Below are 13,532 nucleotides of genomic sequence, written 5' to 3'. Positions count from 1 at the left end.
TCGCGCCAGGCCCGACCAAGCCCTGACAGCGCGCCTCCCGTGCGCGCCAACGGGTACGACCATGACCGCCGAACGCAACGAGATCAGCCAGCGTATCGCGCTCCTCGAGCGCGCCTCGGCGCTATTCGACCGGTTCGGCGTCTCAGTGCCGCTCGCGATCGCGTTCCTCAACCACTGGCCGACGGAGATCAAGTCCTATCAGGACCTCGTGACCACCGATGCCTGGAAGATCTTTCTCAGCTGCGCCCTCTACGAGCTTGCCGCGTTCGCGCTGCGGCGCGCCGTCAAGTTTGCGACAGCGGACCTTGCCCCATGATCCTGCTCCGCGATTTCGCGCTTTACGTCCTGCCGGCCCTCGTCGCAGGCGGCGGCTGGCTGTATGCGCTGTGCCTGCGCAAGCGGGCGCGGTCGGGTCGCGCCCCCGAGCGGCGTTACGTCCCTCCGGCATCACTGGCGCCTTGATGCGGACCGCCTATATTCGCAGCTACAAACGCGGATGGGCCGGAGGCGACAATGGCGGAAGCTGCGATCATGACGAGCGACAGGCTCTGGCAGCAGGTCCGCGGCGAGGCGCAGCGCGTGGCGGACGCCGATCCCATCTTCGGCAGGGCCCTTGCCGGCACCATTCTCGCTCATGATGATTTCGCCGCGGCCTTGTCCGATCTGATCGGACGTCGGCTCGGCGGCAGTGAAGCCGAGCGCGCGCGCGTCTCGGCCTTTTCCCTTGCTGCCTTTCGCGGCTCGCCCGATCTGATCGAGCTGGCCAGCCGCGACTTGCAGGCCATCGCGATCCACGATCCCGCCATCGCCGACCTGTTGCCGCCACTGCTGCATTTCAAGGGCTATGTCGCGCTGCAAGCCTGGCGCGTCTCGAACTGGCTCTGGCTCCACGATCATCGCGATGCGGCGCTGCTGTTCCAGAACGAGGCCTCGAATGCCTTGCAGGTCAGCATCCATCCGGCCGCCAGCATCGGATCATCGGTCTATCTCGACCATGCCACGGGCATCGTGATCGGCGCCAATGTGGTAATCGGCGACGAGGTCACCATCCTCCAGAACGTCAGCATCGGTCGCGGCAGTGAACTGCCGACGCGCTCACCGCGGATCGGCCGCGGCGTCTATATCGGCGGTGGTGCGACCATCCTCGGCGACATCAGCATCGGCGATTTCGCCAAGATCGGCGCCGACGCGCTCGTGACGTCAGACGTGCCCGCTGGCTGCACGGCCGTCGGCAATCCCGCGCGGCTGACCAACTGCCCCGAACCTGCCTCGGCGGCCTGATCCCATCATTGTACGGAGCCACCCCATGAAGACGGCAATCGTGATCGGTGTCGGCCCGGACCGCGGGCTCGGGGCCCGGCTCTGCAAGCGCTTTGCGGCCGATGGCCTCAAGGTGATCGTCGCGGGCCGCACGCTGTCCGCGTTGCAGGCGGTCGCAGACGACATCATCAAGGCGGGCGGAGCGGCCGTGCCCATCGTCGCGGACGCGACCAGCGAGAGCGAAATTGTCGCTCTGTTTGATGCCGCCGGCGAAGACCTCGATCTCGCCATCTACAACGCCGGTAACAATACGCCCGGCAAGATCATCGAGATGGAAGCCGACTATTTCGAGAAGGCCTGGCGCGTCGTGTGCTTCGGCGGCTTCCTGTTCGGCCGCGAGGCGGTGCGTCGCATGGTGCCGAAGAAGGCAGGCACGCTGCTCTTCACCGGCGCCAGCGCCTCGCTGCGCGGACGCTCCGGCTATGGTGCGTTCAACTCGTCAAAGGCTGGCCTGCGCACGCTGGCACAGGCGATGGCCAAGGAATATGCGAGCGACGGCATCCATGTCGGCCATGTCGTGGTCGACGGTGCGATCGCCGGCGACAAGATCCTTTCGCGCTTTCCCGATGCGGCGAGCCGCGAAGACAGCCTGATCGACATCGAAGGCATCGTCGATGGCTTCGCCTTCCTCTACCGCCAGCCCGAACGTGCCTGGTCGTTCGAGCTCGATGTGCGGACCTCGAAGGAGAAGTGGTGAGGGAAGGGCGCCGTAGCCCGGATGAGCGAAGCGATATCCGGGATCGCCCGAAAATCCCCCATGCGGGCTACGAACTGAATACCCCGCTTTCGCGGGGTATTCAGTCGTAAGGGTGGGGAAGGCGATCAATACCCGGCCGCCAGTCCACTGTTGCGGCGTGGATCATTGGCCCCGTAGTAGCGGTTATTGCCGACTTGCTCGCCGTTCAGCGAGGGCGCGCCGACGATGATGACCGCGAGGTGGTTCGCCGGTTGCGGCGGCCCGAATTTGTGCCCCATCCCCTCTAGAATCTTCTGCGTGTCCGGTGACAGCGCGTAGTTCTCGACGTTGGTGAGGTCCGGCAGCCATTGCTGGTGGATACGCGGCATGTCGACGGCCTCCTGTGCGTTCATGCCGTAGTCGATCGCGTTGATCATGGTCTGCAACACGGCCGTGATGATGCGGCTGCCGCCGGGCGTGCCCACGACCATGACGGTCTTGCCGTCCTTGGTGACGATGGTCGGGCTCATCGAGGACAACGGCCGCTTGCCCGGAGCGATGGCATTCGCCTCGCCCTGCACCAGGCCATAAAGGTTCGGCACCCCGACCTTGGCGGTGAAGTCGTCCATTTCGTCGTTCAGCAGCACGCCGGTCTTGGCCGCCGTCACCTTGGCGCCGAACCAATCGTTCAGCGTGTACGTCACCGATACGGCGTTGCCGTCCTTGTCCGCGATTGAATAATGCGTGGTGTTGCTGCCCTCGTGCGGCGCGACGCCCGGCTTGATGTCCTTGGAGATCGCGGCCTTGTTCGGATCGATCACGGCGCGGATCTTGGTCGCGTAATTCTTGTCGAGGAGGCGGTCGAGCGGATTCTTCACGAAATCCGGATCGCCGAGATAGCTGTTGCGGTCCACGTAAGCGTGCCGCATGGCCTCGATCTGCACGTGCACGGCCTGCGCGGAATGATAGCCCAGCTCCTTCAGCGGATAGCCCTCCAGGACGTTCAGGATCTCGCAGATGATGACGCCGCCCGAGCTCGGTGGCGGCGCGGAGATCACGTGGTAGCCGCGATAGTCGCATTCGACGGGTGCGAGCTCGCGCGTCTTGTAGCTGTCGAGGTCGTCCTGCGTGATCAGGCCTTTGCCAGCCTGGCTCGATGCCACGATGGCGCTGCCGACCCAGCCCTTGTAAAAGCCGTCGGTGCCCTTGCTGCTGATCTCGCGCAGTGTCTTGGCGAGTTCCGACTGCGCCAGCTTCTCACCCACTTCGAACGGTTTGCCGTTGTTGAGGAAGATACCGGCGGACGCGGGGTCTTCCTCGAAATCCTTCGTCGCCGTGCGCAACAAGTCGATGTCGCCTTGGTCCAGCGCAAAGCCCTGTTCGGCGAGCTGGATCGCGGGGGCGAGCAGGTCGGCGCGCTTCATGGTGCCGTATTTTTCGCGCGCATATTCCATCCCCGAGACGGATCCTGGCACGCCGACAGCGAGATGCCCCTTGGTCGAGATGCCCTTGATGACGTTGCCATCCTTGTCGAGATACATATTGGCCGTCGCTGCCTTGGGCGCCGTCTCGCGGAAATCGAGGAAGGTCTTGCGGCCGTCGGCGAGCTGGATCGTCATGAAGCCGCCACCACCGAGATTGCCGGCGGCCGGATAGACGACGGCCAAGGCATAACCGACGGCCACAGCGGCATCGACGGCATTGCCGCCGCGCTTCAGCACATCGACACCGACCTGGGTCGCCAGATGCTGCGCGGACACCACCATGCCGTTTTGCGCGGCGACCGGCGCGACCGATGCCGCGCGCGCGGCGCCGAACGTGACGAGGCCGACCGATACGATCGCGGCGGCCATCCACCGCATATTGGTTTGTGGTTTCGACATGGGATGCTCCTCGGGCTGGCCGGTGATGCCGGCACATTGTTGTCCGCGAGCTCAGCCTATCAGCTCGTGCCCGCCGCGAGATGCGAGATGGAGCATGTGGGCGTGGTGTAGCTGTGGCGCACACGACGCTCCCTGCGATTGCGGGCTGGGCGGGGGAGGAGGTTCCAGAAGGGGCGGTCGGTTGCGCAGTGTCGTAGCGCCACGAGTCCCCCTGTGCGGCACCCCTCCCTGGCCTTCCCTGGCAAGGGTGGTGGGAACCCGCCGCCAGTGGGATCCGCTCCGGTCCGTCGGCCGCCATGCACCGCCCAAAGCCGCCAACCGCCTGCACCGCCTACCTTTCCCGCAGCCAAATTCAGCTCCGGTAACCCCGCATTAACTATCGCCGGGCTCTGGTAAGAACGGACAATCGCGCCCATAGCCGTCGTCGAGGCCCATAGTTTTGACATCTTGGCAGGGAAAGCAGGCGGCCGGCTTTGGACGAGCCCCCTGCACCCCAGAAAGACAAGGCTTTGAGCGGGCTTGCCGGCCGCGCCGGTTCTAGCGCGGCAGTTGGGGAACCGGCGGTCATTTGCTGCCGCGGAGCATCAGGTAACGATCGCCTTGAGAGGATACTGCTTATGAATCCGGCCGACGTGGCTCAGTCAGCCCTTCCGGTTGCCGCTTCCGCGGACGTGTCGCTGATTGCGCTGTTCTGGCAGGCTCACTGGATCGTGAAAGCGGTGATGCTGGGACTTCTGTCCTGCTCGGTCTGGGTCTGGGCGATCGCCATCGACAAGATCTTCCTGTTTGCCCGCACCCGCCGCTCGATGGACCGTTTCGAGCAGGCCTTCTGGTCCGGCGAGTCGATCGAGGAGCTCTACCGCACCCTCTCGGCCAAGCCGACGCATTCCATGGCTGCCTGCTTCGTCGCGGCGATGCGCGAGTGGAAGCGCTCGTTCGAGAGCCACGCCCGCTCGGTCGCGGGCCTTCAGATGCGCATCGACAAGGTGATGAACGTCTCGATCGCCCGTGAGGTCGAGCGCCTGGAGCGGCGCCTGCTGGTGCTCGCCACGGTCGGCTCCGCCGGTCCCTTCGTCGGCCTGTTCGGCACGGTCTGGGGCATCATGTCGAGCTTCCAGTCGATCGCGGCGTCGAAAAATACCTCCCTTGCGGTGGTCGCCCCCGGTATCGCCGAGGCGCTGTTTGCGACCGCCGTCGGCCTTATCGCCGCCATTCCTGCCACTATTTTCTACAATAAGTTCACATCCGAGGTGAACCGGCAGGCCCAGCGGCTCGAAGGCTTCGCCGATGAATTTTCAGCCATTCTGTCGCGTCAGATCGACGAGCGGGGCTGACGGACGGCATGTATAGTGTGAAGGGCAATTTGGGCATTCGATCATGGCGATGAACGTAGCCAGTTCGTCCGGAGGCGGCGGGCGCCGTGGTCGGCGCAAGCCCGTCGTGGCCGAGATCAACGTCACGCCGATGGTCGACGTGATGCTGGTGCTGCTCATCATCTTCATGGTCTCGGCGCCGATGTTGACGGTCGGTGTGCCGCTCGACCTGCCGCAGACCCAGGCCAAGAGCCTCGAAAACAACGACCAGAAGCCGCTTCAGATGTCTGTCGACATCAAGGGCAAGGTCTTCATCAACGACGCCGAGGTCGCGATCAACGAGCTGGTGCCGAAGCTGAAGGCGATCACGGATGCGCGCGGCGGGCTCGAGGAGCGCATCTATCTGCGCGCCGACAAGAAGGCGGATTACGGCACGGTAGCCAGGGTCATGGGCCTGTTGTCCGGCGCCGGATTCAAGAAGCTGGCGCTCGTCACCGAAGCGGATCAGGGGTCCTAGGCCGGTGAAGGTGAACGTCGACAAGACACTCGTTGCGTCGATTGCCCTCCACGTCCTCGTGCTTGGATGGGGCCTCGTCACCTTTAGCAGCAGGGCCTTTGTCGCGCCGGAAGAGTCGCTCCCGGTCGACATCATCTCCTCCGATCAGCTCGCCAAGATGATGGCGGGGCAGAAGACCGGCAAGAAGGAAGAGCCGAAGCCCAAGGTCGAGAAGATCGCGGAAGCCAAGCCCGAAGAGGACGCCGTCGGCAAGGTCACCGAGAAGAAAGAGCTGATCAAGACCAACTCGACGCCCGAGCCGCCGCCCAAACCCGTCGAGAAGCCGGTCGAGAAGAAGCCCGAGCCGCCGAAGCCCGTGGCCGAGGCGAAACCGAAGGAAGAGCCGAAGCCGCAGGAGAAGAAGCCTGATCCAGCCAAGGAAGATCCGATCGCTGAGCTCCAGAAGAAGCTGGACACCAAGAAGCCGCCGCCCAAGCCCGTGGAGCAGAAGGTCGCGGCGGTGCAGCCGCAGCAGCAGCCGAAGCCCAAGGAGCGCAGCTTCGATCCCGCGCAGATCCAGCGCGACCTCGACAAGCGCGCTGCGACCCGGCACGAGCTCACCGGCTCGGCGCTGAATGCGTCCGCCGCGCTGGGATCGGCGACCGGGACGGCCGCCAACAACGTCGCGACCTGGCGAGGTGCATTCCAGGGCGCGGTCAAGCGCTGCTTCACGCCGACCTATAACGGGCAGGACGCCGACCAGTACGAAGCCGACATCGACATTCCCATGAAGATCGACGGATCGCTCGCGTCCGAGCCCGTCGTCGTCGCGGTGCGGGGGCCGTCGCGCTCGATCGCCCAGGCGGTGGCCGAGAGCGCCAAGCGCGCCATCGTGCAGTGCCAGGTCTATTCATTCATGCCGAAGCAGCAGTACGAGAGCTGGAAGCTCATTCCGATGACTTTCGGCCTGAAAGATATGTTGTGACATCCGAACAAAAGAACTTTGCAATGAATGACGTCCGCTCGATGAACCGCCGCCGCTTCATGACCCTGACAGGATCGACGCTCGCGATGCTCGGAGGCGGACAGGCCTTCGCTCAGCAGCCGCAGGGACGGCTTCGCATCGATCCCACGGAGTTTCGGCCGATCCCGATCGCGATCAGCAATTTCGTGCCAGGCTCGCCCGCCGACGGTGACGTCGGCAACGGCGTCACGCAGGTCATCACCAACAATCTGAAGCGCTCGGGCCTGTTTGCCCCGATCGACCAGGCCGCCTTCATCGAGCGCATCAGCAACATCGACGTCGCGCCGCAATTCGAGAACTGGAAGACCCTCAATGCGCAGGCGCTCGTCACCGGCCGCATGACGCGGCAGCCGGACGGCCGCCTCAAGGCCGAATTCCGCCTGTGGGACGTGGTCACCGGCCAGCAGCTCGCCGGCCAGCAATATTTCACCTCGCCGGAATATTGGCGCCGCATCGCCCACATCATCTCCGATCAGATCTATGAGAAGTTGACCGGCGAGAAGGGCTATTTCGACAGCCGCGTGGTGTTCGTCGACGAGTCCGGGCCGAAGGAGCGTCGCGTCAAGCGGCTCGCGATGATGGACCAGGACGGCGCCAATGTGCGCTATCTGACCCGCGGCTCAGACCTCGTGCTGACGCCGCGCTTCTCGCCGAACTCGCAAGAGATCACCTATATGGAGTTCGGGCAGGGCGATCCGAAGGTCTATCTCTTCAACATCGAGACCGGCCAGCGCGAGATCGTCGGCAACTTCCCCGGCATGACCTTTGCGCCGCGCTTCTCGCCCGACGGCCAGCGCGTCATCATGAGCCTGCAGCAGGGCGGCAATTCCAACCTGTTCGTGATGGATCTGCGCTCGCGCTCGACCACGCGCCTCACCGACACGCCGGCGATCGACACCTCTCCGTCTTACTCACCGGATGGCACCCGCATCTGCTTCGAGTCCGATCGCGGCGGCAGGTCGCAGATCTACGTGATGGGGGCGGGCGGGGGAGCTGCGCAGCGCATCTCCTTCTCCAAGGACGACACCAACGCCAGCTATTCGACGCCGGTGTGGTCGCCGCGCGGCGACTACATCGCCTTCACCAGGCAAGGCGGCGGGCAGTTTTCGATCGGCGTCATGAAGCCGGACGGCTCCGGCGAGCGGCTCCTCACCTCCGGCTTCCACAACGAGGGCCCGACCTTCTCGCCGAACGGCCGCGTGCTGATGTTCTTCCGCGATCCCGGCGGCAATGGCGGGCCATCGCTGTACTCCGTCGACATCTCCGGCCGCAACGAGCTGAAGGTGCCGACGCCGGGCTTCGCCTCCGACCCGGCATGGTCGCCGCTATTGTCTTCGACGGCGGGTCAATAGATCGCGTCTTCGGACGCGCGATCTTTTCGAAAAATCACACCGATTTTTTCGCTTTCTGGGCGGAAGGCAAGCTTTCCTTCACCTTGCGCCCGGCAAGGCTTGCCTAGTTGATTGATATTTCAGCAGAAACAGGTTCGCTATTGCCGAAAAACAACCCGCCTTTAACGATGTTCCCTCAGGAAAGCTTCACCTGGGCTGGGTAAAAGTACGCGCCAAACAGGACGCGTAACAAGCCGATGCAGCTGGCCGACCAGAAGCAGAGCGATCGAGACGAGCTGGAGCCGATACTCCACGCCGCTCTCATCAACTCTATGGTGCAGAATTTCTGGGCGATTTTCCTGGGCTCGGCCTCTGCGGCCGTGGCCGCGGTGATGACTGCGCTGAAGACCGGCGATGTCTGGCTGTGGCCGCTCGCATTTCTGCTGATCGCCATCGGCACAGCACGCGCGTTCCAGATGCGCGGATACGAAAACCGTACGCGCCCATTGTCATTCGAAGAAGCCAAGCATCTGGAGCCGCGCTACTGGATCGGCGCGCTCAGCTATGCGGCGGTGCTCGGCATCTGGGCCTTCGTCGTCATCTACAACAACGAGGATCCGGTGGCCGACATGCTCTGTGTCGCCATCGGCATCGGCTATACCGCCGGCGGCGCCGCCCGCAATTACGGCCAGCCCCGGGTGATCCAGTGGCACGTCGCATTGGCGTGCGGTCCGATGTCGCTCGCGCTGCTCCTGCACGGCGGCTTCTATCACATCGGTCTTGCCATCCTGCTCGTGTTCTTCTTCATCGGCCTGAAGAACATCAACCTCAGCCTGCATGCGATCTTCGTCAAGGCGCTGACCTCGAGCTTCCGCGAATCCGCGCTGGCGAGCCAGTTCGATACCGCGCTCAACAACATGCCGCACGGCCTGTGCATGTTTCGCGCCGACGGGCGCCTTGCGGTGATGAACCATCGCTTCGGCGAACTGATGAGCTTGCCCGAGGACCTGGTCAAGCGCGGCGCCACCGCCGCCGACATCGTGTCGGCCTGCGTCGCAGCAGGCTCCATCTCGGCGGAGAGCGGCAACCAGATCCTGGCCGAGATCGAGCACGCGCGGATCCGCGAGATCGTCACCGCCGATCCCAATCCCACGCGCGGCCGCTCCCTCTCCTGGACCTTCCAGCCGATGACCGGCGGCGGCACCGTGCTGCTGCTGGAAGACATCACCGAACGCACCAACGCGGAAGCCCGGATCAGCCATCTCGCCCGCTATGACGAGCTCACCGCGCTGCCCAACCGGGTCTCCTTCCGCGATGAGATCGAGCGGCTGCTGGCGATTTCGCACCATGCCGAACGGCTCTCCGCGCTGCTGTTCATCGACCTCGACCAGTTCAAGCAGGTCAACGACACGCTCGGTCATCCCTGCGGCGACCAGCTGCTGTGCGCGGTCGCCAACCGCCTGCGCGAGATGCTGCGGCCGGAGGATTTCGTCGCCCGCTTCGGCGGCGACGAGTTCGTCGTGTTCCAGCAGGACATCAGCACGCCCGAGGATGCCGCGAGCCTTGCCCGCCGCATCGTCGAGCGGCTGAGCGAGCGCTACCGCATCGACAATCACCTGGTCGAGATCGGCGCCAGCGTCGGCATCGCGCTGACCTCGCCGGAGGGCATCAGCGCCGATACGCTGCTCAAGAACGCCGACATGGCGCTCTACCGCGCCAAGGCCGACGGCCGCGGCACCTTCTGCTTCTTCCGCGACGAGATGGCGGCGACCGTCGAGGCCCGCCGCATCCTCGAGCTCGACCTGCGCAAGGCGCTCGCCAACGAGGAGTTCGAGCTGTTCTACCAGCCGCTGGTCAATCTCAAGTCCGGCAAGATCACCACCTGCGAGGCGCTGCTGCGCTGGAATCATCCGGTGCGCGGCACGGTGTCGCCGGTCGACATCATCCCGGTCGCCGAGGACATGGGCCTGATCGTCGATCTCGGCCGCTGGATCCTGCGCCGCGCCTGCATGGAATGCATGAAGTGGCCGGAGGGCGTCAGCGTCGCCGTCAACTTCTCGCCGCAGCAATTCCACCAGCGCGACGTGCTGAGCGAGATCCGCTACGCGCTGGAGGTCTCGGGCCTGCCGGCGCATCGGCTGGAGATCGAGATCACCGAATCCTCGCTGCTGCGTAACACCCAGCTCACCCACGACATCCTGTCGCAGCTGCATGCGCTCGGCGTGCGCATCTCGCTCGACGATTTCGGCACCGGCTATTCGAGCCTCAGCTACCTGCATAATTTCCCGATGCAGAAGGTGAAGATCGACCGCTCCTTCCTCGAAGGCATCGACACCGACCGGCCGCTGACGCTGTTGCGCGGCGTGGCGCGGCTGTCCGCCGATCTCGGCATGGCGGTCGTGGTCGAGGGCATCGAGACCAACGAGCAGCTCGAGCTGATCAGCGCCGACGGCACCGTCTCCGAGGCGCAGGGCTATCTGTTCAGCCGTCCGGTGCCCGCCGTGCGGATGCGCCAGCTCCTCAACGCCTCGCATGGCCGGCGCGACGAACCCGTGCTCCAGGTCGTCGGCTCGCGTTCCTTCGCCTAACGCCGCTTCCGAGATTTTCCCGCCATTTCAGTCTGTTGCCGGGCACCGTAGTGCTACGGGGAGTTAACCCTAACCATTCGATTGCTTTGCTTCATTGTTAAGAAGCTGTTAATAAATCATCACGCGCGTGGAGGTTGTTCCGCGCGCATGCGTTGAGTGGTGATGGGTAAGGAGTTGGAATGCAGTCCTCAGCCAGAGCGATCATTTCGGCTGTTGGACGGGGTGCAGAGCTCCTCACCGACGTCGATTATCATCTCGCCGACACGGCGGCCGAGAAGGAGAAGATCTACAATCTCCGCTACCGCGCCTACCTGCGCGAAGGTGCCGTCAAGGAATCTGCGGACGCGCGCGTCACCGACCAGTATGACGAACTGCCGAACGCGTGGACCTTCGGCGTCTATCTCCACGGCGAGCTTTGCAGCTCCGTGCGCATCAGCGTGCTGACGTCGGAATGGCGGCAGTCGACCTCGGCCGATGTCTTTCCCGAGATCCTGCTGCCGCGACTCGATCGCGGCGAGGTCATGATCGACCCCACGCGGTTCGTCGCCGATCCCGACCAGGTGAAGCGGGTTCCGGAATTGCCCTATCTGACGACCCGGCTCGCCTACATGGCCTGCGAGCATTTCAATGCCGATCTCGGCCTCGCGATCGTGCGTCCCGAGCATCAGGCCTTCTACCGGCGGGTGTTTCTGCATGAGACCATTGCCGAGCCGAGGCTGGTTCCCGGTCTCACCAAGCCGTTCGGACTGATGGCGGCGGATTTCCCGACCTTCCGCAAGAAGGTGTTCGAGCGTTATCCGATCATGCGGTCCACCGCCTTCGAGCGGCGGATGCTGTTCGGGCGCAGCGCGCAGCGCCAGTTGTCGCCGCAGCAGCCGCTGCTGGTGCCGGATGCCGCTCACGCCTGATTCCGGCGGGGCCGACTGATCGAAGGCGCTCCGGGATTTCCCGGGCTCAGGCCAAAATTCAAGCAAGTCCAGCCAATTTGCCGGTTAACGCGGCTTGCCTTCACCCTCGCGCCACATTTACAACCCATTAACCATGACGGGTGCTTTTCGCCGGGTGGGGGGCATTTGACCGGCTCTGGCAACATCCCATCAAGGTTGACGGAACGTTCGCTTAACCAACCCCCTGTAGACCGGACAGCAGTGGACTAACGTGAGCGTGGAGGCTCCGGAATGAAACATCCTATGCGTATCCTCCAGGGATTGAAGCTGGCCGCGGTGCTTGCTGTCGCGCTGTCGATGGGCGCCTGCGCCAACAAGAACTCTGCTGCGGATGCGATGGCCAACGCGGCGACGCCGGGCAGCCAGCAGGACTTCGTCGTCAACGTGGGCGACCGCGTGTTCTTCGAAAGCGACCAGACCGATCTGACCCCGCAGGCGATCGTGACCCTGGAGAAGCAGGCGCAGTGGCTGCAGACCTATGCGCGCTACAGCTTCACCATCGAAGGTCATGCCGACGAGCGCGGCACCCGCGAATACAACATCGCCCTCGGCGCCCGCAGAGCCCAGTCGGTGCGTTCGTTCCTCGCCTCGCGCGGCATCGATCCGAACCGCATGCGCACGATCTCCTACGGCAAGGAACGCCCGGTCGCCGTCTGTAACGATATCTCCTGCTGGTCGCAGAACCGTCGCGCTGTGACCGTGCTGAACGCGAGCTCCTGACGTTCAGTCAGGCGCCGTTCATCTTCAGGAATCGATCATGCCGGCGCCCTCACGGGCGCCGGTTTCGTTTCAGCGATCTGTGACAGAAACCCCTTTGTAGCAGTCACATTTTTGGCGTACTCCCCTTCAATGTGTGGCGCGTCGAATGTTCCGTCGCAGGCCATTTCGCTTTCGTCGTCAGGGCAAGATGTCATCCAGATTTAAGGTATTAACCGGCACCGTGGCGACCGCCGCGCTGCTCTCCTTGTGCTCGCCCGTCTTCGCGCAAACGGACGATGATCCCGAGATGCGGATCGAGCGGCTGGAGAACCAGCTGCGCCAGCTCACCGGCCAGAACGAAGAACTGCAATACCGCAATCGCCAGCTCGAGGAGCGCCTGCGGGCGCTCGAAGGCGGTGCGCAAGCCGCACCCGGGCAGGCGCCGGTCCAGCCCAATGTCGCTGCCGTGCCGCCCGCCCAAATTTCGCCCTCTCAAGGCGCGCCGGGCTATCGCCAGCAGCAGCCCGCCCAGCCGAACTACGAGCAGCCGCAGAGCGCTTCTCCCGCGCCGATCGTTCAGGAGCAGCCGGCGCCCGGCGCTCCCGGCTCGCGCCGCCGCGGCGATGCCTTTGACCCCAGCCAGAATCCGAGCGCGCCCGGCGCGCCGCGCGCCCTCGGCGGCGGGCAGCAGCCGATGCAGGGAGGAGCCCCCGGCGGGCGCAACGCCGGCGAGCCGCTCGATCTCGCCAATACCAGCCCGCGCTATCAGCCGCAGGCCGCGCCCCCCGCAGCCCAGCCCGGCTATCCGCCGGCCCAACAGGGTTATCCCGCGCCTGCCGCAGGCGCTGGCCTGACCACGCTGCCGCCCTCGGCAACGCCGCGCGACGAGTTCGATCTCGGCATCGGCTACATGCAGCGCAAGGACTACGCGCTCGCCGAGCAGACCATGAAGAACTTTGCGCAGAAGTATCCGAGCGACCCGCTGCTCGGGGACGCGCAATACTGGCTCGGCGAGAGCTACTTCCAGCGCCAGCAATATCGCGACTCCGCGGAAGCCTTCCTCGCCGTCACCACCAAATACGAGAAGTCGGCCAAGGCGCCGGACGCGCTGCTGCGGCTCGGCCAGTCGCTGGCCGCGCTGAAGGAGAAGGAGGCCGCCTGCGCCGCCTTCGGCGAGGTCGGCCGCAAATATCCGCGCGCCTCCGCCGGCGTCAAAGCCGCCGTCGACCGCGAGCAGAAGCGGGTGAAGTGCTGA

General features: G+C 64.6%; 13 protein-coding genes. 12 read left to right on the top strand and 1 reads right to left on the bottom strand.

Annotated features, from left to right (window positions below):
• Nucleotides 1-61: 61 nt before the first annotated feature.
• From E4K65_RS29705 to E4K65_RS29695, 4 genes are read left to right on the top strand one after another with little or no spacing between them, the layout of a single operon-like run.
• Nucleotides 62-316 (top strand): hypothetical protein, encoded by a 255-nt coding sequence (locus E4K65_RS29705; protein WP_135177149.1) that lies wholly within the window; start codon nt 62-64, stop codon nt 314-316.
• Complete coding sequence (locus tag E4K65_RS47660) at nt 313-462, top strand: hypothetical protein (RefSeq protein WP_167771257.1); 150 nt, start codon at nt 313-315, stop codon at nt 460-462. The genes E4K65_RS29705 and E4K65_RS47660 overlap by 4 nt, the downstream gene beginning before the upstream one ends.
• A 51-nt stretch (nt 463-513) precedes the next feature.
• A complete protein-coding gene (locus E4K65_RS29700) occupies nt 514-1,281 on the top strand; it encodes a serine acetyltransferase domain-containing protein (protein ID WP_135177148.1) in 768 nt (255 codons plus the stop codon).
• 25 nt (nt 1,282-1,306) lie between these two features.
• Nucleotides 1,307-2,017 (top strand): SDR family NAD(P)-dependent oxidoreductase, encoded by a 711-nt coding sequence (locus E4K65_RS29695; protein ID WP_135177147.1) that lies wholly within the window; start codon nt 1,307-1,309, stop codon nt 2,015-2,017.
• Nucleotides 2,018-2,142: 125 nt separating this feature from the next.
• Here the strand turns inward: E4K65_RS29695 and ggt are convergent, their stop codons facing one another.
• Complete coding sequence (gene ggt / locus E4K65_RS29690; RefSeq protein WP_167771256.1) at nt 2,143-3,879, bottom strand: gamma-glutamyltransferase; 1,737 nt, start codon at nt 3,877-3,879, stop codon at nt 2,143-2,145.
• A 617-nt stretch (nt 3,880-4,496) separates the two neighbouring features.
• Between ggt and tolQ the strand changes: the two genes are divergently transcribed.
• From tolQ to ybgF, 8 genes are all read left to right on the top strand, one after another.
• Nucleotides 4,497-5,213, top strand: coding sequence for a protein TolQ (gene tolQ, locus E4K65_RS29685; RefSeq protein ID WP_018641591.1), 717 nt, complete (start codon nt 4,497-4,499; stop codon nt 5,211-5,213).
• Between the two features lie 43 nt (nt 5,214-5,256).
• Nucleotides 5,257-5,709, top strand: a complete 453-nt coding sequence (gene tolR, locus E4K65_RS29680; RefSeq protein ID WP_027545581.1) for a protein TolR — start codon at nt 5,257-5,259, stop codon at nt 5,707-5,709.
• A 4-nt stretch (nt 5,710-5,713) separates the two neighbouring features.
• Complete coding sequence (locus E4K65_RS29675; protein ID WP_027545580.1) at nt 5,714-6,673, top strand: hypothetical protein; 960 nt, start codon at nt 5,714-5,716, stop codon at nt 6,671-6,673.
• A gap of 41 nt (nt 6,674-6,714) precedes the next feature.
• Nucleotides 6,715-8,064: a Tol-Pal system beta propeller repeat protein TolB gene (tolB, locus tag E4K65_RS29670; protein ID WP_027545579.1), complete on the top strand. Its 1,350-nt coding sequence runs from the start codon at nt 6,715-6,717 to the stop codon at nt 8,062-8,064.
• A gap of 236 nt (nt 8,065-8,300) precedes the next feature.
• The gene (locus E4K65_RS29665) at nt 8,301-10,631 is read left to right on the top strand and encodes an EAL domain-containing protein (RefSeq protein ID WP_135177146.1); all 2,331 of its coding nucleotides are present in this window, start codon (nt 8,301-8,303) and stop codon (nt 10,629-10,631) included.
• 179 nt (nt 10,632-10,810) lie between these two features.
• Nucleotides 10,811-11,539: an N-acyl amino acid synthase FeeM domain-containing protein gene (locus E4K65_RS29660; RefSeq protein ID WP_135177145.1), complete on the top strand. Its 729-nt coding sequence runs from the start codon at nt 10,811-10,813 to the stop codon at nt 11,537-11,539.
• A 270-nt stretch (nt 11,540-11,809) separates the two neighbouring features.
• A complete protein-coding gene (gene pal, locus E4K65_RS29655) occupies nt 11,810-12,298 on the top strand; it encodes a peptidoglycan-associated lipoprotein Pal (RefSeq protein ID WP_027545576.1) in 489 nt (162 codons plus the stop codon).
• A 187-nt stretch (nt 12,299-12,485) separates the two neighbouring features.
• Nucleotides 12,486-13,532 (top strand): tol-pal system protein YbgF, encoded by a 1,047-nt coding sequence (gene ybgF / locus E4K65_RS29650; protein ID WP_135177144.1) that lies wholly within the window; start codon nt 12,486-12,488, stop codon nt 13,530-13,532.

Source organism: Bradyrhizobium niftali (assembly GCF_004571025.1).
GTDB classification, from domain to species: Bacteria; Pseudomonadota; Alphaproteobacteria; order Rhizobiales; family Xanthobacteraceae; genus Bradyrhizobium; species Bradyrhizobium niftali.
The sequence above is the reverse complement of the archived record's forward strand: the minus strand, read 5'-3'. Positions and strand labels throughout refer to the sequence as shown.

Bases quoted from the DNA above. Each gene is read 5' to 3' on its own strand.
- E4K65_RS29705 (WP_135177149.1), top strand. From the start codon at position 62: ATGACCGCCGAACGCAACGAGATCAGCCAGCGTATCGCGCTCCTCGAG.
- E4K65_RS47660 (WP_167771257.1), top strand. From the start codon at position 313: ATGATCCTGCTCCGCGATTTCGCGCTTTACGTCCTGCCGGCCCTCGTC.
- E4K65_RS29700 (WP_135177148.1), top strand. From the start codon at position 514: ATGGCGGAAGCTGCGATCATGACGAGCGACAGGCTCTGGCAGCAGGTC.
- E4K65_RS29695 (WP_135177147.1), top strand. From the start codon at position 1,307: ATGAAGACGGCAATCGTGATCGGTGTCGGCCCGGACCGCGGGCTCGGG.
- ggt (WP_167771256.1), bottom strand. From the start codon at position 3,879: ATGTCGAAACCACAAACCAATATGCGGTGGATGGCCGCCGCGATCGTA.
- tolQ (WP_018641591.1), top strand. From the start codon at position 4,497: ATGAATCCGGCCGACGTGGCTCAGTCAGCCCTTCCGGTTGCCGCTTCC.
- tolR (WP_027545581.1), top strand. From the start codon at position 5,257: ATGGCGATGAACGTAGCCAGTTCGTCCGGAGGCGGCGGGCGCCGTGGT.
- tolB (WP_027545579.1), top strand. From the start codon at position 6,715: ATGAACCGCCGCCGCTTCATGACCCTGACAGGATCGACGCTCGCGATG.
- E4K65_RS29665 (WP_135177146.1), top strand. From the start codon at position 8,301: ATGCAGCTGGCCGACCAGAAGCAGAGCGATCGAGACGAGCTGGAGCCG.
- E4K65_RS29660 (WP_135177145.1), top strand. From the start codon at position 10,811: ATGCAGTCCTCAGCCAGAGCGATCATTTCGGCTGTTGGACGGGGTGCA.
- pal (WP_027545576.1), top strand. From the start codon at position 11,810: ATGAAACATCCTATGCGTATCCTCCAGGGATTGAAGCTGGCCGCGGTG.
- ybgF (WP_135177144.1), top strand. From the start codon at position 12,486: ATGTCATCCAGATTTAAGGTATTAACCGGCACCGTGGCGACCGCCGCG.